Annotated in this window: 18 protein-coding genes and 1 tRNA gene; 12 read left to right on the top strand and 7 right to left on the bottom strand. The window is 71.4% G+C overall.

What is annotated here, in order from left to right:
• Positions 1-21: 21 nt before the first annotated feature.
• The 10 genes from hppD (at position 22) to ACERZO_RS21445 (ending at position 10,218) form a co-directional block, all read left to right on the top strand.
• The gene (gene hppD, locus ACERZO_RS21400; RefSeq protein ID WP_372666502.1) at positions 22-1,098 is read left to right on the top strand and encodes a 4-hydroxyphenylpyruvate dioxygenase; all 1,077 of its coding nucleotides are present in this window, start codon (positions 22-24) and stop codon (positions 1,096-1,098) included.
• Positions 1,095-1,937, top strand: a complete 843-nt coding sequence (locus tag ACERZO_RS21405) for a hypothetical protein (protein WP_372666503.1) — start codon at positions 1,095-1,097, stop codon at positions 1,935-1,937. Before hppD ends, ACERZO_RS21405 begins: the two co-directional genes overlap by 4 nt.
• A gap of 94 nt (positions 1,938-2,031) precedes the next feature.
• The gene (locus ACERZO_RS21410) at positions 2,032-3,336 is read left to right on the top strand and encodes a PQQ-dependent sugar dehydrogenase (RefSeq protein ID WP_372666504.1); all 1,305 of its coding nucleotides are present in this window, start codon (positions 2,032-2,034) and stop codon (positions 3,334-3,336) included.
• 167 nt (positions 3,337-3,503) lie between these two features.
• Positions 3,504-5,012 carry an AMP-binding protein gene (locus tag ACERZO_RS21415; RefSeq protein ID WP_372666505.1) on the top strand — a complete coding sequence of 503 codons (1,509 nt, stop codon included), beginning with the start codon at positions 3,504-3,506 and terminating at the stop codon, positions 5,010-5,012.
• Between the two features lies 1 nt (position 5,013).
• A complete protein-coding gene (locus ACERZO_RS21420) occupies positions 5,014-5,298 on the top strand; it encodes an acyl carrier protein (RefSeq protein ID WP_372666506.1) in 285 nt (94 codons plus the stop codon).
• A 4-nt stretch (positions 5,299-5,302) separates the two neighbouring features.
• Positions 5,303-5,674 (top strand): ectoine synthase, encoded by a 372-nt coding sequence (locus ACERZO_RS21425; protein ID WP_086671488.1) that lies wholly within the window; start codon positions 5,303-5,305, stop codon positions 5,672-5,674.
• A 15-nt stretch (positions 5,675-5,689) separates the two neighbouring features.
• On the top strand, positions 5,690-6,835 hold the full coding sequence (locus ACERZO_RS21430) for an acyl-CoA dehydrogenase family protein (RefSeq protein ID WP_372666507.1): 1,146 nt from the start codon (positions 5,690-5,692) through the stop codon (positions 6,833-6,835).
• A gap of 28 nt (positions 6,836-6,863) precedes the next feature.
• Positions 6,864-7,571, top strand: coding sequence for a transglutaminase-like domain-containing protein (locus ACERZO_RS21435; protein WP_372666508.1), 708 nt, complete (start codon positions 6,864-6,866; stop codon positions 7,569-7,571).
• Between the two features lie 86 nt (positions 7,572-7,657).
• Positions 7,658-8,962 carry an MFS transporter gene (locus ACERZO_RS21440; RefSeq protein ID WP_372666509.1) on the top strand — a complete coding sequence of 435 codons (1,305 nt, stop codon included), beginning with the start codon at positions 7,658-7,660 and terminating at the stop codon, positions 8,960-8,962.
• An 8-nt stretch (positions 8,963-8,970) separates the two neighbouring features.
• A complete protein-coding gene (locus ACERZO_RS21445) occupies positions 8,971-10,218 on the top strand; it encodes an ATP-grasp domain-containing protein (RefSeq protein WP_372666510.1) in 1,248 nt (415 codons plus the stop codon).
• A 204-nt stretch (positions 10,219-10,422) separates the two neighbouring features.
• Here ACERZO_RS21445 and ACERZO_RS21450 read toward each other — a convergent pair whose 3' ends face one another.
• Genes ACERZO_RS21450 through ACERZO_RS21460 form a run of 3 tightly spaced genes read right to left on the bottom strand, consistent with a single transcriptional unit; the run spans position 10,423 to position 13,531 of the window.
• Positions 10,423-10,932: a hypothetical protein gene (locus tag ACERZO_RS21450; protein ID WP_372666511.1), complete on the bottom strand. Its 510-nt coding sequence runs from the start codon at positions 10,930-10,932 to the stop codon at positions 10,423-10,425.
• Positions 10,929-12,161, bottom strand: a complete 1,233-nt coding sequence (locus ACERZO_RS21455) for an ATP-binding protein (protein WP_372666512.1) — start codon at positions 12,159-12,161, stop codon at positions 10,929-10,931. Before ACERZO_RS21455 ends, ACERZO_RS21450 begins: the two co-directional genes overlap by 4 nt.
• Positions 12,158-13,531, bottom strand: coding sequence for a TrpB-like pyridoxal phosphate-dependent enzyme (locus tag ACERZO_RS21460; RefSeq protein ID WP_372666513.1), 1,374 nt, complete (start codon positions 13,529-13,531; stop codon positions 12,158-12,160). Before ACERZO_RS21460 ends, ACERZO_RS21455 begins: the two co-directional genes overlap by 4 nt.
• Before the next feature lie 180 nt (positions 13,532-13,711).
• On the opposite strand from ACERZO_RS21460, the gene ACERZO_RS21465 reads away from it, so the two are divergent.
• Positions 13,712-14,503 (top strand): alpha/beta fold hydrolase, encoded by a 792-nt coding sequence (locus ACERZO_RS21465; RefSeq protein WP_372666514.1) that lies wholly within the window; start codon positions 13,712-13,714, stop codon positions 14,501-14,503.
• A 100-nt stretch (positions 14,504-14,603) separates the two neighbouring features.
• On the opposite strand, the gene ACERZO_RS21470 is transcribed toward ACERZO_RS21465, so the two are convergent.
• The 4 genes from ACERZO_RS21470 to ACERZO_RS21485 all read right to left on the bottom strand — a co-directional run bounded on the left by ACERZO_RS21470 (position 14,604) and on the right by ACERZO_RS21485 (position 17,771).
• Entirely contained in the window at positions 14,604-14,798 is a 195-nt protein-coding gene (locus ACERZO_RS21470; protein ID WP_372666515.1) for a hypothetical protein, read from the bottom strand.
• Positions 14,799-15,107: 309 nt separating this feature from the next.
• Positions 15,108-15,184 (bottom strand) — tRNA-Arg (locus ACERZO_RS21475).
• 989 nt (positions 15,185-16,173) lie between these two features.
• Positions 16,174-16,548, bottom strand: a complete 375-nt coding sequence (locus ACERZO_RS21480; RefSeq protein ID WP_372666516.1) for a peptidase inhibitor family I36 protein — start codon at positions 16,546-16,548, stop codon at positions 16,174-16,176.
• A gap of 173 nt (positions 16,549-16,721) precedes the next feature.
• On the bottom strand, positions 16,722-17,771 hold the full coding sequence (locus ACERZO_RS21485; protein ID WP_372666517.1) for a LacI family DNA-binding transcriptional regulator: 1,050 nt from the start codon (positions 17,769-17,771) through the stop codon (positions 16,722-16,724).
• 52 nt (positions 17,772-17,823) lie between these two features.
• Between ACERZO_RS21485 and ACERZO_RS21490 the strand changes: the two genes are divergently transcribed.
• Positions 17,824-18,990 carry an MFS transporter gene (locus ACERZO_RS21490; protein ID WP_372666518.1) on the top strand — a complete coding sequence of 389 codons (1,167 nt, stop codon included), beginning with the start codon at positions 17,824-17,826 and terminating at the stop codon, positions 18,988-18,990.
• The last annotated feature ends 94 nt before the right edge of the window (positions 18,991-19,084 follow it).

Below are 19,084 nucleotides of genomic sequence, written 5' to 3' on the forward strand. Positions count from 1 at the left end.
AACGACTACGGAGAAGGACACATGACGTCAACAGACAGCTCGGTCTTCGACGAGGTCCTGGTCGACCACATCGAGGTGGCCGTGGTCGACCTCGGGTCGGCGACGCGGTGGCTGACGGAGGGCTACGGGTTCGTCGTCGCCGCCGAGTCGGCCGGACCGGCGGAGACCCGCTCGGTCGAGCTCGTGCGCAACGACATCCGGTTCGTGCTCACCGAAGCCCAGGTGGACGACCACGCGACGGCGGCCTACATCGAGCGCCACGGCGACGGCGTCTCGGACATCGCCCTGCGCGTCAAGGACGCGGCTGCCGCGTACGAAGAGGCCGTCCGGCGCGGCGCGCGGTCCGTCGCCCCACCGTCCACTCAGGACGGGACGGTGACCGCCAAGATCATCGGCTTCGGCGATGTCACGCACACGTTCGTGCAGCCCCTCGGCGCCGCGGCGGAGCGGGTGCTGCCCGGCCAGCGCCGCGTCGCGAACGAGGCCGCCGACCCCGGCGCCGGCCTGCTGACGGTCGACCACTTCGCGGTCGTCGTCGAGCCCGGCCGGATCGACGACAACGTCGAGTTCTACCGGACCACCCTGGACTTCGAGCTGATCTTCGACGACCGGATCGTCGTCGGCGACCAGGCCGTGGTCACCAAGGTCGTGCAGAGCCGCTCGGGTGCCGTCACGCTCACGCTGATCGAGCCGGACTCCTCGCAGTCGGCCGGGCACATCGACGAGTTCCTCAAGGACCACGGCGGACCGGGCGTCCAGCACATCGCTTTCACCGCCGACAGCATCACCGAGACGGTGAGCACGCTGGGCGCCCGCGGCGTCGAATTCCTCGACACGCCGGACACCTACTACCAGCTGCTGCGCGAGCGCGTCGAGCTGTCGCGGTATTCGGTGGACGAGGTGCAGGCCCTGAACATCCTCGTCGACGAGGACCACGACGGGCAGCTGCTGCAGATCTTCACGCGCTCGGTGCACCCGCGCAACACGCTGTTCCTCGAGGTGATCGAGCGGCTCGGCTCGCGCTCGTTCGGCTCGGGCAACATCAAGGCGCTGTACGAGGCCGTCGAGCTGCAGCGGGGCCGGGGAGACGCGTCGTGAGCGCCGGGTTCAGCAACGGCAGCTCGCTGCCGGAGTTCCGGGAAGCGGCCGAGCGGCTGCGGGTGCCCGGGATGGGCACCGAGGTGATCGCCCCGCTGCTGTCGCACCTGGTCCACCTGGTCCGGCCCGAGCGCGTGCTCGAGGTCGGGATGGGTTACACGACGCCGTTCATCGCCAAGGCACTGGCCGAAGTGGACGAACTCGTCGAGGCCGAGGCCAAGGCGCTCGTCGGCAAGAACGCGCCGTACCTCGACAGCGGCCGCGAGTTCGACGAGGACTGGATCACCGCCGAGCCGGCCCTGCTGATCCCCGGCTACTACCGCGAGCCGCGCAAGTCGCGGTTCATCGCGGTGGACGACCTGTCCGACGAGTACTCCTCGGCGGCGAAGTGCCAGGACCTGCTCACCGAGCTGGGCCTGGGCGGCAGCGTCACGGTCGTCAACGCGAAGATGCGGCAGTGCCGCGACGCGCTGCCGGCCGACTTCCTGCCCATCGACTTCGCCTGGGTCGACGCGTGGGACTGCCTGTACTTCTTCGAAAACTGCCTCGACCTGATCAACCCGGACGGCGGCATCCTGGCGATGCACTACCTGCGGACCTACCCCGAAGGGGAGGCCATCCTGGAGTACATCGCGGACACCCAGCGGATCCGGCCCGGCGAGTTCGAGGTGCTCAGCCTGCTGGAAAGCCAGAAGGTGCGGCAGAACTCCATCACCGTGCTGCGCCGGACCAAGGGACCGAAGAAGGAGTACTCCGACGTCGGCCAGCGGGCCAAGCTGACGGGCGCGCTCCGCGAGGACGCCGTCCGTCTTGCGGAGGCGGACCACCAGCGCACGTGAAAAGACGTGCGCCCGGCACCTCCCGGCTAGCGTCGCCGAACGGAAGCGGCTGAGTGCTGCTCAGCCGGCGGTCGACCAGCCGGGAGGTTTCGCCGTGCCCCAGAACCAGCCCCACCCCGAGGCGGTGGAAGTCGCCACCGGGCTGCAGTTCCCGACCAGCCTCGCCTTCGACGACGCGGGCGGCGTCTTCGTCGCCGAATCCGGCCTCGCCTTCGGCGGCGCGGCCCCCGGCGGGAAGGTCTGGCGGCTCGCCGGCGGCGACCGCACGCTCGTCGCCGACGAACTGGCCGCGCCGGTCACCGGCCTGTGCTGGTTCGAGGGCGACCTGTTCGTCTCCGAAGGCGGGGCCGGCCGGATCACCCGCGTCGACGCGGGCGGGCGCAAGCACGTCGTCGTCGACGGCATGCCCGGCCCCGGCAACTACCACACGAACATGGCCGTGGTCGGCGCCGACCGGAAGCTCTACTTCAGCCAGGGCGCGATGTCGAACCTCGGCGTGATCGGCCTGGACGCCTACGAGCTCGGCTGGCTGCGCCGGCTGCCGCACGCGTTCGACCTGCCCGGCCTGGACATCGAGCTGACCGGGTTCAACGCGACCACCCGCGACCCGTTCTCCGACGAGCCCGGCGCGACGATCGACACCGGCGCGTTCGGCCCGTTCGGCACGCAGACCACCGCGGGCCAGAAGATCGCGGCGCAGCTGCCGTGCACCGCCGCCGTGCTGCGGTGCGAACTGGACGGTTCCGGCATGGAGCTCGTCGCCTGGGGGCTGCGCAACGCGTTCGGCCTCGGTTTCCTGCCCGACGGCCGGCTGATCGCGCTCGACCAGGGCGCCGACGACCGGGGGAGCCGCCCGATCGGCAACGCCCCCGACCTGCTCTTCGACGTCCGGCAAGGTCAGTGGTACGGCTGGCCGGACTTCGTCGGCGACCGCCCGGTGACCGACCCGGCGTTCGCGCCCGAACGCGGCGCGCAGCCGGAGTTCCTGCTGGCCAACCACGAAGACCTGCCCGTGCCCGAACGCGCGCTGCTGGAGTTCGAGCCGCACGTGTCGGCCACCCGCTTCGCCGTCGTGCCCGGCGGGGCGCTGGCCGGGCAGCTCGTCGTGACGCTGTTCGGCGACGAAGCCCCGATGTGCCTGCCCGCCGGTGGGCCGCCGGTCGGGCGCAGCCTCGTGGTCGTCGACCCGGCGGACTGGTCGCTGCGGGAGCTGCCCGGCGCCCCGGCGCTGGCCCGGCCCATCGACGTCGGGTTCGCCCCCGGCGACGACGCGCTGTACCTGCTCGACTTCGGGAAGTTCGAGATGTCGGAGGACGGCGTCCGGGCGACCCAGGGGACCGGGCGGCTGTGGCGGTGGGAGTCCTGGTCGGACCGTCCACACCGGACACCGATCGGCTGATCGGGAGCCGCACTGCGCGAGAAGCCAGTCACTCCGGCGCGAAGCTACGGTGGAGTCCACGCGGAGCCCGGCCCGGGCCCCGCCGGAGTCCGAAGTGGACTCCCCGTGGGGGAGCTGGGGTGACTGGCCGGCGCGCTGCCGCGCGCCCGGCCGGGGTTGGAGACATTGTGCCGTACTCGCGTTCGCTGCTCGGCTGCCTGGCCGACTTCGCCCGCACCCGGCCGGAGTCGACCGCACTGGTGCTGGGCGACGTCCGGGTGTCCTACGCCGATCTCGCCGCCATGACCATGTCGGCCTACGAGAGCCTGTCGGCGCTGCAGCTGCCGGCCGAGGCCCGCGTCGCGGTGCACGCCGCGAAGACCCCGCGCACGGTCGCGCTCATCGTGGCCTGCCTGCTCGCGCGCCGCCCGTTCATGCTGCCGTCGGTCGAGCTCGGCGCGACGGCGCTGGAAGAGCTGCTGGAGAAGGCCGACTGCACCGACGTCCTGACCGCCGAGCCCGGCGCGGGCGTCGGCGGCCGGCGGATCCACAAGATCGACACCACCGCGGTCGCGCCGGACGGCGACCTGGCCGGCCTCGACGGCATCACCGGCCCCGACGTCAGCCCGGACGCCACCTCGTTCATCTTCACGACCTCGGGGTCGACCGGCCTGCCCAAGGTGGTGCCGCTCAGCTTCCAGGCCGTCGAGCGCTTCACCGAGTGGGCGGTCACGAAGTTCCGGCTGCGGCCCGGCACGGTGGTGCTGAACTACGCGCCGTTCAACTTCGACCTCTGCCTGCTCGACATCCGCGCCACCTTCAAGGCCGGCGGCACGACGGTCCTGGTCGAGCCGGACAAGGCGACCAACGGCAAGCACCTCGCCGAGGTGATCCGCACCGAGCGCGTCGAGGTCGTTCAGTCGGTCCCGATGCTCTACCGGCTGCTCGCCGACGTCCCCGAGGTGCAGCCGTTCGAGTCGGTCAAGCACGTGATCGTCACCGGCGACAAGATGCCCGCGAAGCTGCTGCCCGAGCTGCCGCGGCTGTTCCCGAACGCGCGCTTCCACAACATCTACGGCGCCACCGAGACCAACGACAGCTTCATCCACGAGATCACCGGCTTCGAGGGCGAGGGCCCGCTGCCGATCGGCCGGCCGCTGCCCGGCGTCGACGCGCTCGTGCTCGACGCCGCCGGCGAAGTCGTCGACGGCCCGGCCACCGGCGAGCTGCTCGTGTCGACGCCGTTCCAGACGGCCGGGTACGCGGTCGGCGGCGGCGCGGACAAGTTCGTCGAACGCGAGGGCGGCCGCGTCTACTTCCGCTCCGGCGACCTCGTCGAGCGCGACGCCGACGGCGTGTTCACGCTCGTCGGGCGCACCGACTCCCAGGTCAAGGTCCGCGGCGTGCGGGTGAACCTCGAAGAGATCGAGCAGGTCCTGCTCGGCCACGAGCGGATCGCCGGCGCGGCCGTGGTGGCGGTGCCCGACGACGTCGCGGGGCTCGTCATCCACGCGGTCGTCCGCCGCGACACGACCGAGCCGCTCGGCGTGCTCGCGCTGCGCCAGTTCTGCCGCGAGCGCCTGGCGCGGGCGGCGCTGCCCACCACGATCCGCGTCGTCGACGACCCCCTGCCGACGACCTCGACGGGCAAGACCGACCGCAAAGCCGTCATCCGAGACCTGTTGAACGGGAGCTGACATGGGTTATTCCGAGCAGATCAAGCAGTACGTCCTCGACGAGTTCCTGCCGGGCGTCGGCCCGGAGGAGCTCGAAGCCGACTACGACCTGCGCGCCAACGGCGTCATCGACAGCCTCGGCCTGCTGCGCGTGGTCACCTGGCTCGAGGCCACGTTCGAGATCCCGATGGAGGAGGTCGAGATCGTCGAGCAGGACTTCACCTCCATCACCTCGATCTCCCGGTTCGTCGAGCTGCACTCGGCGTCGGGCTCGTCCGATGTGGACTACCTGGGAAAGGCGGCCTGACACAGTGATCATCCGCAAGCTTTCGGAAGTCGAAGGCGTCGAGTGGGGCAACGGCCTGAGCCACCGCTTCCTGACGCTGCGGGACGGCATGGGCTACACGGTCACGCACACGATCGTCCGCGCCGGCACCGATTCCGCGCTGGAGTACAAGAACCACCTCGAGGCGTGCTACTGCATCGCCGGCAGCGGCAAGGTCATCGACTCCGCGGGGGACGAGCACGTCATCGAGGTCGGCACGATCTACGCCCTCGACAAGCACGACCCGCACCACCTGATCGCCTCGCCGCACGAGGACATGGTGCTGGTCTGCATGTTCACGCCCGCCCTCATCGGCGACGAGTCGCACAACCTCGACGACGAATTCTCCAACTACTGAGCCGGAGCTCCCCCGATGCAGCAGTGGACCGACAAGCAGCAGGAGCTGCGGGACGGCTACACCGAGGCCTTCCGAGCCTGGGGCGCCGACCACCTCCGGCGCGACCGCGAAGCCGAGTTCGCCGGCGAGCTGTGGCCGGAGATCGGCGCGACGGGCCTGTTCGGCCTGCCGTTCGGCACCGAGTACGGCGGCGGCGGGCACGACCTGCCGACCACCATGCACGTGCTGGAGGGCCTCGGCCGCCACTGCCGCGACGGGGGGCTCGGGTTTTCGATCTCGACGCAGCTGGTCAGCACCGGCGTGCCGGTCCACCGGTTCGGGTCGGAGGAGCTGAAGCACCGGCTGCTGCCGAAGGTGATCGACGGCTCGGTGATCTGCGCCCACGCGATCACCGAGCCGCACGGCGGCTCCGACGCGGCCGCCATGCAGACCACGGCCGAGCGCGCCGATGACGACCACTACGTCCTCAACGGCCGGAAGTTCTTCATCACCAACGGTCCCGTCGCCGACGTCGTCCTGGTGTACGCCCGGACGTCGCCGGGCACCGGTCCGCTCGGCATCAGCGTGTTCGCGGTCGAGAAGGGCACGCCCGGTTTCGAGGCCGGGCCGCCGATCGACAAGATGGGCCTGCGCACGTCACCGCTGGGGAACCTGACGTTCACCGACTGCGTGGTGCCCGCGGCGAACATGGTCGGCCGCCGGGGCAAGGGCTTCCTGCTGCTCGACTACGTCATGAAGTGGGAGGTGCTGCTGTCGTTCGCGATCAGCCTGGGCGCGATGGAGCACCGCCTCGAGCAGAGCGTCGAATACGCGAAGACCCGCAAGCAGTTCGGGGCGCCGATCGCGTCCTGCCAGCTGATCGCGGAAAAGATCGTGCAGATGAAGATGGACCTGGAGACCACCCGCAACTGGTTCTACGACACCGCGAAGCGGTTCGAGGCCGGCGAAGACGTGATGGTGGACGTGGCCATGGCGAAGGTGCTGGCCAGCGAGGCCAACGTCCGGTCGGCCACGAACGCCGTGCAGATCTTCGGCGGCCGGGGCTACCTCAGCGAGTTCGGCATCGAGAAGGAACTGCGCGACGCCACCGGCGGCACGATCTACTCCGGCACGTCGGAGGTCCAGCGGGACAAGGTCGCCAGAATGCTCGGAGTGCGCTGACAGGCGCCGGAACCGGAAGAAGGACGACATGGCGGCCGAGACGCCTCCGCAAGACCTGCTCGGGGTCACCCCGTTCCTCGACTACGACCACCCGGTCGTGCAGGAGTTCGTCGGGCGGGCGCTCGACGGGACCGAGCAGACCCTGACCGACAAGGCGGTTTCGCTGTACTACGCGGTCCGCGACAAGCTGCACTACGAGGTCTACGGCGCGGCGCTGAGCCGCGACGGCCTCAAGGCCAGCTCGATCATCACCCGCGGCCGCGGGTTCTGCGTCCACAAGTCCATTGTGTACGCCGCGGTGTGCCGCGCGGCGGGCGTGCCGAGCCGGATCGCGCTCACCGACGTCCGCAACCACCTCGCGTCGCCGCGGCTGCGCGAGCTGGTCGGCGGGGACGTGTTCCGCTTCCACGCGCTGAATTCCGTGTACCTGGAAGGCAAGTGGGTCCGCGCGACGCCGGTGTTCACCAAGCTGCTGTGCCGGCTGTACGGCATCACGCCGCTGGAGTTCGACGGCTCGGCCGACAGCATGTCGCACCCGTACGACAGCAAGGGCCGCCGGTACATGGAGTTCCTCCACGACTACGGCGACTTCGACGACTTCCCGTACGAGCTCGTGGTCGAGGGCATCCGCTCGGCGCACCCGGCGCTGTTCGCCAGCCGCTACGAGACGGCGGGCGGCTCGCTCGTCGCCGAGGCGGCCGACGAGACCGGCGAGTCCGGGCTGAGGGCCGCGTAACCGAGCACAGCGGGAGATGCGGTTCGCCGTCCTGCGGGAGGACGGTGGACCGCGGCTCCTGGGGGGAGTCCTGGAAAGGGGCGGTGATGGTGGATCTGGCGCCCGGCTTCGTCCGGAGCCGGTGGCAGCGGTCGGTGCTGGGCCGGTTCCCGGGGCTGGGCAAGCTCACGGTGAGCAGCCTGCTCTCGGAGACCGCCGACGAGTTCGCCTCCGTCGCCCTGATCTGGATCGTGCTGGTGGAAACCGGTTCCCCGGGACTCGCCGGGCTCGCGGTGCTGTTCCGCCGCTTCCCGGAGATCGTCTCGGGGCCCCTGCTCGGCGCGTGGTTCGACCGCTGGTCGCCGGTGAAGCTCACCGCGATCGGGTTCGCCGTCCGCGGCATCGCGATCGGCGGCATCGCGCTGCTGTCGGTGGTCGGCACGTTCAGCGTGCCGGTGGTGCTGGGCCTGTGCCTGGTCATGGGCATCACGAACCCGTTGGCCAAGGTCGGCACCCGCGTCATCACGCCGATGCTCATCCCGCGCCGCGAGCTGCAGGTGGCCAACGGCGTGCTGACCATCGGCGACCAGTTCCCGTACCTGGTCGGCCCGGTCCTCGGCGGTTCGCTGGCGGGCTTCATCGGCATCTGGTCGCTGTTCATCCCGGCGATCATGTGCCTGGCCGCGACGGCGCTGGTGCTCGGCGTGCGGGTCAACCCTTCCTTGGCGGTCACCCCGATGTCGTCGTCCTCGCCGTCGCCGAAGAAGAACAGCTTCGTCGCCGGGTTCGGCCCGCTCATCACCGTGCCGGTGGTCCGCGCGATGATGATCCTGACGGTCATCTACTTCCTGTCCTACGGCCCGCTGCTGACCGCGATCCCGGTGTTCTCCGAGCAGAACCTCGGCGCCGGCGGCGCGGGCTACGGCGCGATGTGGTCGGCGATGGGCGTGGGAGCGTTGCTCGGCCTGGTGATGGTGCCGCGGCTGGCGAGGTTCCGCCCGGCGGTGGTCAACGCGGTGGGCGCGACGGTGTGGGGCATCATCCTGCTGCCCCTGGTGTTCGTGCACGCGTTGCCGCTGGCGCTGGTGATCATGTTCGTCGGCGGGTTCGTCTGGGCGCCGTACGCGTCGACGGAGATCAGCGTCATCCAGAACGCGGTGACGTCCGAGCAGTACGGCGCGGTGTTCGGCGCCCGCCGGTCGGTGATCGTCGCGTCGTCCCCGACGGGCGCCGCTCTGGGTGGTCTGCTGCTGGAGCACTTCAGCGGATCCCAGGTGGTCGCGCTGTCGGGTCTGGCGTGCGTGCTCGGCGGCGCGTTGTGCCTGTGCCTGCCGTCGGTCCGCGCGGAAAAGCCGGTGCCCGCACCGCACGTCGAGCCCGAACCCGAACCGGTCCGAGTTTCCCAGGAGTGACCAGCGAAATGGCGCCACGCATCCTGCTCATCGGCGGCAACCCGAAGCACTTCCACGCGGCGAAAGCGGCCGGGTGCGAGGTCGTGTACGTCCAGAACCCGGACGAGTTCAAGCCGGAGTACGGCCCGCTGGTGGTGGGCGCGCTCCTGGCGGACTACACGGACTGGGCGACGTTCGCCCCGCTCGTCGAGGCGGCGCACCGGGCGTGGGGGTTCACGACCGTGGTGTCGCTGACGGAGCCGGGCCTCGACCCGGCCGGCCGCGTCCGTGATCTGCTCGGTCTCGGCGGCCCGTCGTACGAGGTGAGCCACCGGTTCACGGACAAGGCGGTGATGCGCCGCCGCTTGGCGGAGGTCGCTCACCCGGACGTCCCGGCGATCGGTGCGGCGGTGCTCGAGGGCCGCGAAAGCTTGACGGCGTTCGGAGCCCGTTACGGCTACCCGTTCATCGTGAAGCCGGGAGCGGGCACGGCGAGTTTCGGCGTCCACCGCGTGGACAGCGCGGATCAGGTCGACTCGGTGTTTTCGGCGATTTCCCGCGATCGCGATGTCTCGGACCACCCGTTCCTGGGCCAGTACGACCTCGACGAGTACGTACTGGAGGAGTACATCGACGGGACGCTGTACAGCGCGGAAGCGTTTTCGTTCGCGGGGAACCACCGGGTGCTGGCGATCACGGAGGCGGTGACGCTGCCGGGAACGGTGGTCCACGCGGGCCACGCGGTCCCGGCCCGGCTGTCGCCCGAGGAGGTGGCGGCGGTGGAGCGGATGATCCCGGCGTTCCTGGAGGCGATGGGGTATTCGGACGGCCCGAGCCACACGGAGTTCAAGTTCAGCCCACGCGGCCCGGTGGTGATCGAGTCCCAGAACCGCATCGGCGGAGCGCTGATCAACGAGATGGTCTTCGCGGTCCACGGGGTCGACATGCACGAGCTGACGATGAAGTGGCCCCACGGTTCGGTGACACCGCTGGTGGCCGCCCCGCCGGCAATAGGCGCGGCGGCGAGCTGGCTGGCGGTGGCGGAGCCGGGCGAGATCGTGGAGATAGCGGGCGTGGACGGAGTTTCGGCAGACCCGGCAACGTTGGCGATCGACTTGGGCGGAGCAGCCCCGGGCGACGTGGTCCGTTCGTTGGACGGATCGTGGGACGGTCTGGGCCACGTAGCGGTGACGGCAGCCGACACGACGACGGCGATCGAGTTCAGCCAGGCGAAGGTGGCGGACATCAAGGTCCGCACCCGGCCGGTGGCGGAGTAGGGATTCAGTGGCGGGTGAAGGCCCCGGTGCCGGTCGGCGCACCGGGGCTTTCGCATGCCGGGGTGGATAATCGGCCGCCGGCCCGCGTGAGGTTGCCTTGCGTCCGAACCCTGCCCGGCCCGCGCGACCGCTCGAATCCCCTCCCGCACAAGCGAAACGGGCCCGCCCCCGGCTGGGGACGGGCCCGTTCTCACGCGCGCGGGGTCACGGCACTCCGACCACACCCGTGCAGTAGTCCTCGATGTACGCGCGCTTTGCCGCTTCGCCGCGGTCCGTGCGCAGGAAGCGGGCCCAGGCCCGGCGCTCGTGGGCCGTTGTGTCCAGTTCCACCACGTTCTGCGTGGCGCGGAATGCTCCCGGCTTGGCCGGGTAGCGCTTGAACTCGTCGCCGTCCAGGAAGAAGATTCCCGTCCACAGCTCGTCCTTGCGCCACAATCCCACGATCAGGTAATAGCCGCCGTCGTGGTGGAGCTGTGCGTAGCCGAGCTCGTTCTCGAACTCCAGCTCGCCCGACTCCGCCTGGTCGCGCAGGTACTGGCGCGCCTGCTCGCTGATCGCCGGCGTGGCCTCTTCGCCCTCTTCGCGGACGTCGTACCACTTCAGGTACGCGCCGGGCAGCCGCAGGTCCTCGCCCGGATAGATCCGCTTCGCGACGTGCACCCACTCCTCCGGGATGTCCGCCAGCTCGCTCAGTTCCGTGATCGCTTTCGTCACTTGGCTACCGCCTCACCTGTGTAGAGCCCGTTCAGTTCGTACTCGCGCAGCTGCTTGTAGTCCGCCTCGACCTGCTCCGGGTCGTCCGCCTCGAGGTAGACGTAGCCCACCGACGTCGCCAGGTCGACCGTCCGCCGCACGGGGCCGCCGGGCGGGGTCGTCAGCACCAGGTCGACGAACGACGGCAGCGCGCGCACCGCCGCGAACCCGGCCTCGTCCGGCACCACGCCGTTGCCCGGGCTGATCAACGTCACGTAGCGCAGGAACGACCGCGGCCGGTACGTCGGCAGCCGCCGCTGCGTGACCTCTTCGGGGCGGGCCACCGCCAGCGCCAGGCACTCGACCTGGTTGGTGCCGATGCACCGCGAGATCACCGCGGGCTGGTGCGACCCGCCCATCCGCGCGCCGGACTCCACCAGCACCGGGCCGGTCGGGGTGAGCATCACCTCGGTGTGCCCGGCGCCGTTGCGGATCTCGAGCGCGTCCAGGACGTCCAGCGTGTAGCCGACCAGGTCCGCCACGCGCGGCTCCTCCAGCGGCACCGGCTGCTCGTAGTCGTACATCCAGTGGCCGCCGTCGAGGGCCCGCTTGTGGTAGCGCCACACCTCGACGACGTGGTGCACGCCGTCCCGGCTGACGGTGTTGACGAAGTACTCGTCCCCGTGCAGGTATTCCTGCGCCAGCACGGTTTCGTTGCGCGACCCGTACCGGGTGGTGCCGGCGAGGATCGCGGCGTGCCCGGTGCGCACCTCGTCGGCCGACCCGCAGATCCGGACGTTGTCGGTGCCCGCGCTCGCCAGCGGCTTCAGCACGACCGGCCAGTTGCCCAGCGCTTCCGCCCAGGCGACGACCTCGTCGGCGGACGGCGACGAGAACGACGCGGCCGTGGTGACGCCCGCTTCCCGCACCGCGGCCACCATCTCGTACTTGTCGCGCCGCGCCCGCGGCCGGCTCATCCCGTTGCCGGGGGTGCCGAGCGCCGCCGACAGCTCGTCGGCCAGCAGCACCCCCGACTCGGTTCCGGCCAGCACGAACCCGACGTCGAGACGCCGCAACGCTTCCGCGGTCTCGCCGACGTCCCCCTGATGCCGGACGTCGGCTTCCACCGACCCGCGCAGGTGCACGTCCGGTGCCTCGGACCGGACGCGCACCGTCTCCAGCCCATGCGCGGCCAGCGCCGCGGGCAGGTGCGCGGCGATCCCGTCCGCGTCGACGACCGCCACCCTCACGACGAGGCTCCGCCCAGCTGCGGGATCGACGCCGCCGCGAGGTCGAGCTGCTCTTCGTTGACGACGTCGTCTTCCAGCGTGCCGGCGAAGTACTTGTCGTAGGCGACGAGGTCGAAGTGGCCGTGCCCGGACAGTCCGAAGAGGATGGTCCGGCTGACGCCTTCGGCGCGGCACTTCAGGGCTTCGTCGATCGCGCCGCGGATCGCGTGCGTCGACTCCGGCGCCGGCAGGATCCCTTCGGTGCGGGCGAACTGCACGCCCGCCTCGAAGCACCCGGTCTGCCCGACGGCGACCGGCTCGATCAGCTTGTCTTCGACCGCGCGGCTGACCAGCGGGCCGATGCCGTGCGCGCGCAGGCCGCCGGCGTGCACGGGCGGCGGCATGAACTCGTGGCCGAGGGTGTGCATCCGGAACAGCGGCCCGAGCCTGCCGGTGTCCGCGTAGTCGTAGGCGATGGTGCCGCGGGTCAGCGTGGGGCAGGCGGCCGGCTCGACGGCCAGCACCCGCACCGCGGGCCCGCCGCGCAGCTGCGCGCCGATGAAGGGGAACGTGAGCCCGGCGAGGTTGCTGCCGCCGCCGGAGCAGCCGACGATGACGTCCGGGTAGTCCCCGGCCAGTTCCATCTGCAGCAGGGCTTCCTGCCCGATGACGGTCTGGTGCAGCAGCACGTGGTTCGCCGCGCTGCCGAGCACGTAACCCAGCGACGGGTCGGTGGCCGCCGTCTCCAGCGCCTCCGAGGTGGCGATGCCGAGGCTGCCGGGGGAGTCGGGGTACTTGGCCAGGATTTCCCGGCCCACCGCGGTTTCCGGGCTCGGGCTGGGGACGCACGTCGCGCCGTAGGACTCCATCAGCGCCCGGCGGTAGGGCTTCTGCTGGAAGCTCACCTTGACCATGAACACCTTGGCGGTCAGCCCGAAGAGCGCGGCCGACAGCGCCGTCGCGCTGCCCCACTGCCCGGCGCCGGTCTCGGTGATCAGGCCGGTCTTGCCCGCCTGCTTGTTGTAGTACGCCTGCGGGATCCCGGTGTTCGGCTTGTGGCTGCCGGACGGCGCGACTCCCTCGTACTTGTAGTAGATCTTGGCCGGCGTGCCGAGGGCTTGTTCGAGCCGGCGCGCGCGGTAGAGGGGGCTGGGCCGCCACTGGGCGTAGAGCTGCCGCACCGGTTCCGGGATCTCGATGTCCCGCTCGGTGCTCAGCTCCTGGTCGATGATGGGCTCCGGCATCGTCGCGCCCATTTCGTCGCGAGTCAGCGGTGCCCCCGTCGCCGGGTTGAGCGCGGGCGCCAGCGGGGCGCCGGGCAGGTCGGCGGCAATGTTGTACCAGGTGCTCGGAATCTGGGACTCGTCGAGCTGGAACTTGCTTCTCTCCATCGCGGAGCCTCTCGTCGTTGTGCAGTACCGGATCCGACGCACGGCGGTGCCCGCCGGCACGCCCCGATGCTGCCGTCCCCGCCCGCCCGGGCACATCTCCCGGAGTGCGCGCTCTGGGCCACTCGCACCCGCGGTGCGCTAATTTCGTTTCGCAGCCACGAAAACGCGAGGGGAGCTCCCGTGGGACACGTAACGTCGGCCGACGGCACCGTCATCGAGTTCGACAAGGTCGGCTCCGGCCCGCCGCTGGTGCTGGTCGGCGGCACGTTCCAGTACCGCGCGTTCGACCCGCGCACACAGGAGCTGACCGACCTGCTCGGCCGCGACTTCACGGTGTACCACTACGACCGCCGCGGCCGCGGCGGCAGCACCGACACCCCGCCGTACGCGGTCGAGCGCGAGCTGGAGGACCTGGCCGCCCTGATCGCCGACGCCGGCGGTTCGGCCCACCTGTTTGGCATGTCCGCCGGCACGGTGCTCGCCCTCGACGCCGCCGTCCGCCCCGGCAGCGGCGTGACGAAGCTGGCGACGTACGAGCCGCCGTTCATCACCGACGACACCCGCCCCCGGCCGTCCCCGGCGTTCCTGCCGAAGCTGACGGCGCTGATCGAGGACGGCCGCCGCGACGACGCTGTCGAGCTGTACCTGGCGGAGTCCTTCGGCGCCCCGCCGGAGCGGATCGCCGAGATGAAGGCATCGCCGCTGTGGCCGGGGTTCCTGGGCGTCGCGCCGACGCTGGTCTACGACAGCATCCTCCTGGGCGACGGTTCCCTGCCCGAAGGGCGCTGGGCGGCCCTGACCCAGCCGGTCCTGGTCCTCGACGGCGGCGCGAGCCCGGAGTCGTTCGGCAACGCCGCCCAGGCGCTGACCGACGCCCTGCCCCACGCGCGGCGCCGCACGCTGCCCGACCAGGAGCACGCGGTCGCGCCGGACGTCCTCACCGCCGCGCTCCGGGAGTTCTACCTCGGCTGACCGCCCGGAGTTCCCACCCGGGGGCCTCGGCAAAGCCACGAGCCGGGCACCGGCGGCGGAGTGGCCCGGCCGCGCGACTTCGCCGGAACCCCGGGACTCCTCACGCGGCGTCCGATGTGGAGGCCGGCCCGTCCGGAGCGGGCTCCGGTGCCGGTGCGCGCGCGGCGCGTTCGGCCAGGTACCCCAGCTTCGTCAGGTGCCGCCGGACGAGCCCCGCGCGCCGGGCTTCGTCGAGGGTGGTTCGGGTGACGCGGTTGGTGCGCCGCCTGCGGTGCCGTCCTTCTTGGTGATCCATGGGTGCCTCCTTCAGTGGGCACGAAGTTCGCTCGATCGGGTGACGTTTCGGGCGCACGGCCGGCGCGATCGCTGGGCGTGACCGAACGCGTGCGGAAAGCCTCAGGTAACAAGGTTGTCTCGGGATGGGCTCGGTCAGAACCGTTGGGCCACCTGGCCGCTCTCACGATGCGACTTCCGGAGTCCGCCTGCACGGGATGACTGTCCAAAGTGGGGACAGGCCGACGGCGCTGGAGAAGGGCCCCGATGTGGGGCCGGTCACGATGGCCAGGGGGGCGTCGTGCGCAGCCGCGCACGACGTCTTCCCTGGTGGCGCCCCCGGCAGGACTCGAACCTGCGACCTAGAGATTAGAAGGCTCTTGCTCTATCCAGCTGAGCTACGAGGGCCCGCGCCGACGGCTGCTGCCGGTAACCCGGCACTGGCAGCTTAGTCGTCGCCATCCTCTCGATCGTTCGACACCGGCGAATCGTTTCAGGTCTCGTTCGACGGAATTCGGAAGTTCGGGAAAAGCGTGGTGTAGACCTCCTTGAGTGTCGGGTGCGGTGCTGAGGGTGACCGGACGGGCTTCCGGACGAGCCTCGAACCTGTAATCTGGCGATCAGAAGGCTCTTGCTGTGTCCAGCCCGACCACGCTCGCCCGCACGTCCCTGCGGCCGGGCAGGCAGCGCCGCGAGCGTCCGCACGCCGCTGCTTACCCGCCGCGGCGGGCGGCGCGGTGGTCGCCCTTGACCTGCATGAATGCCTACTTTCTGGACTCGTCGACTGATTCGCGGTGGTGTGGCGGGCCGTGCCTTGACGAGCCGGCGATGTGCGCGGTCTCGGCAAGGTCGCACGGCCGCTGATGCGGTTCGTTGGGGTGAGGTGTCGTTGGTGCGGGACTGAGGCAGCCTCGTAGGGCTTGGCTGAGGTGTCGCCGGGTCGGCCGGCCGAAGGGGACTGGAAATCCGGCTGGGTGGCCTCAGGGCCGCGCTGGGCCCTCGCTGGGCGGCTCTCGCGCGGACCGCCCGTCGAGGCCGGGGAGGTTCTGAGCCGCCCGGCTGGGCCGGCGTCGAGACCCCGGTGGGAAGCCCGTGGGCGCGCCCCGCCGCTGGGGCGCGCCCACGGGGTGGGGCCGCTTCGGGGGAGCGGCCCCGGTCGGGTCCGGCCGCCGCCGCGAGCCGGCTCCCCCCTTGGAGCGGACGGCGGTGCGGGCCCGGGTCAGTGGTGGGCTATCTGGTGTGGGCCTGGGGCAGGGGGCTGCGGAGAGGTAGGCCCGGGGCGGTGGGCTGCGGAGACGTGGCCCCTGGCCGGTGGGCCGAGGAGACGTGGGCTCCGCCGGTCGGCGCCGGTTGAGCAGGCCCGGGTCAGCGGGCTACCTGGTGTGCCCGGTCAACCGTCACTCCCAGAGCTGGATCCCGCGGACCAGGAACGGCGCGTCCGGCACGTAAGTGCCGCCGCCCGGGTAGGTGACGAAATCCGCCTCCGTCGAGCATTCCTCGCTCTGGTACACCGTGACGTCGCGCGTCAGCAGATTCGCGAACGACGCCCCCACGAATCCTTCGGGTAGCGGAATGCATTCCCCGGGATTCGCCGTGCGCAAGTCGACTCGTGAGATCTCGCCGCCGTAGTCGTTCGCCGACCACAGGCAGAACTCGCCCTTCTGACACCCCGGATCGGACGCGGCCTGAGCGGTTCCGACGCTGGTCAGGAGACCCAGCGCGGCCAGGATCAGCAGGTGCGGCAACCGGGCGCGGAAACGGCGTGAAGACATCGTGGATTCCCCTCTGGATTCGCGGCTTCCGGGCCGCGGTGAACTGGTGATTCCAGATTGGCGGGCGGTGGAAGATTTGTCAGCCCGCGATTTCGGATCTGTGGACAGGTCACCGGGCGGGGACCGGTTGTCCACAGATCCGCGAACGGTCTTGCGGGCGGACGAACGCGGTGCTACGCGGGGCCCGTGCTGCCGCGCACGACCAGCGAGACCGGCACCTCGGAAGCGGGAGGCACCGAGCCGCCGCCCAGCAGCCGCAGCACCAGCTCCCCGGCGATCCGGCCCTTCGCCGCGAGGTCCTGCCGGACCGTCGTCAGCGGCGGGGACGACCACGACGCCGGCGGGCTGTCGTCGAACCCGGTCACCGAAAGCTCCTCCGGCACGCGGATCCCCAGCTGCGCCGCCGCCGCGAGCACCGCCAGCGCGAGCTGGTCGGACATGCACAGCACCGCGGTCGGCCGCGGCGTCGCCCCCAGCAGCGCGAACGCCCCGGGCAACGCACTCTCCACGCTCAGCCCGGCCGCCTCGCGAACGACGACCGAAGCCGAGCCCAGTTCGCCCAGGTAGCCGGCCAGCCGCTCGCGCGTGTCGCGGAACGAAGCAGCAGCAGCGGCCCCGACGGACAAAGTGCCCCCACCGGGCATGACCCGGCTGCACGCCGCGAAGATCCCGAACCGCTGGTGGCCCAGCGAAACCAGGTGCCGCGCCGCCAGCGCCGCCCCCGCCCGGTCCTCGCAGCCGATCCGCGCCGCGCCGGGCAGCAGCGGCTGGTCGATCACCACCAGCGGCAACCCCCGCGCGCGCACCGAATCCAGCGCCGGCGTGCCGTCGGCCAGCGAATACGCCACCGCGATGTCGGCCTGCGCGGTCAGCACCCGGTCGGCGGGCGGCCCGCCGGCCGGTCCTCCCGGCAGGAGCAGCAACGCGTGCGGGTCGACCACCCGGGCCAGCGCGTCCAGCGTCAGGGACAGCGCGGGATCGGAGAACGCCGCCGACAACGACGTGTCCAGCAGCACCGCGACCGCCCCGGTCCGGCTGGTGGCGAGGCTGCGCGCGGTCGGGTCCGGGCCGGCGTAACCCAGCGAAGCAGCCGCCCGCAGGACCTGCTCACGCAACTGGGAAGACAGCTGGTCGGGCCGGTTGTAGGCATTCGACACCGTGGCCCGCGAGACACCCACGGCCGACGCGACGTCGTCGAGCGTGGGACGGCGGCGCCGGGTCATCCGCGCAGTGTAGCCATGGACTTTCTGAAGCGCTTCAGTCACCCTGGGAGCCATGCGGGATCGGATCGCGGTGTTCGTCGTCTTCGCGCTCAACGGCCTCGCGCTGGGGTCCTGGGCGTCGCGCACACCCGCGCTCGCGTCCCAGGTGCACGCCTCGCCCGGCGTCTTCGGCCTGGCGCTGCTCGGCGCCAGCGTCGGGATGCTCGCCGCCGCCTCGGTGTCCGGCCGGATCATCGAACGCGCCGGCGCGCGCGTGGTCGTCGCCGGCAGCACCGCGAGCGCGGCCGGCTCGATGGTGCTGGTCGGGTTCGCGCCGACCGTGCCGCTGCTGGCCGGCGCCCTGCTCCTGATCGGCGCGAGCGTCGGGATGCTCGACGTCGCGATGAACGTCGCCGCGGTCGCCGTCGAACGCCGGCTGGGCCGCGCGATCATGCCGGAGTTCCACGCGGGGTTCAGCTTCGGTGCCCTCGCCGGGGCGCTGGCCGCGGGGCTCGCCGCCGGCCACGGCTGGTCCCCGGCGCGCCACCTGACCGTGGCGGCCGTCGTCGCCGTCGTGGTCCTGCTCCTCGTCGTCCGCACGGTCCCCGGCAGCCGTCCCGAACACCACGAAGCACCCACACCGAGCCGGGCGCCGTTCCGCCGTCCGGTGCTGTGGCTGCTCGCCGCGGTCGCGTTGTGCTCGGCGATCGCCGAAGGTGCGTCGTCGGATTGGTCCGCGCTGCTCATGACGGTCGAACGCGGTGTCGGCCAAGGCGCCGCGGCACTCGCTTTCGCCGGCTTCCAGCTGGTCATGGCCCTGACGAGGCTCGCCGGCACGTACGCGCAACGCCGCTTCGGCCCGACCCGCTGCCTGGCCGCGGGGTCGGTGCTGGCCGCGGCCGGGCTGCTCGCCGCGGCCGCGATCCCGGTCGCCGCGGTCGGTTACGTCGGCTTCGCGCTCGCCGGCGCGGGCCTGGCCGCCTCGTTCCCGATGGCGCTGAGCTTGGCCGGCGAGGCCGGAAAACAAGGCGGTGGCGAACGCGAGATCGGCTTCGTCACGGCCATCGCCTACACCGGCTTCCTCGGCGGGCCGCCGATCGTCGGCGGCATCGCGCAGGTGTCGGACTACGGCGTGGCGTTCGGGTTCGTCGCGCTGGTCGCCGCGCTGATCCTGCCCGCCGCCCTCGGCGCCCGGCGGGCGCGCAAGCGGGAAGAAGCCGCAGTGACCGTCGAATCGTGACGTAAGGCCGGGAGCCGGGCGCGAAGGGCGTACGTCTCTTCCCGTACGGCCCCTACCGCCGTAGCCCCGTTGACAGTGCGGAACCAGGCGGGGC

The sequence above is a fragment of the Amycolatopsis kentuckyensis genome, from assembly GCF_041679295.1.
In the GTDB taxonomy this organism is placed as follows: domain Bacteria; phylum Actinomycetota; class Actinomycetes; order Mycobacteriales; family Pseudonocardiaceae; genus Amycolatopsis; species Amycolatopsis kentuckyensis_A.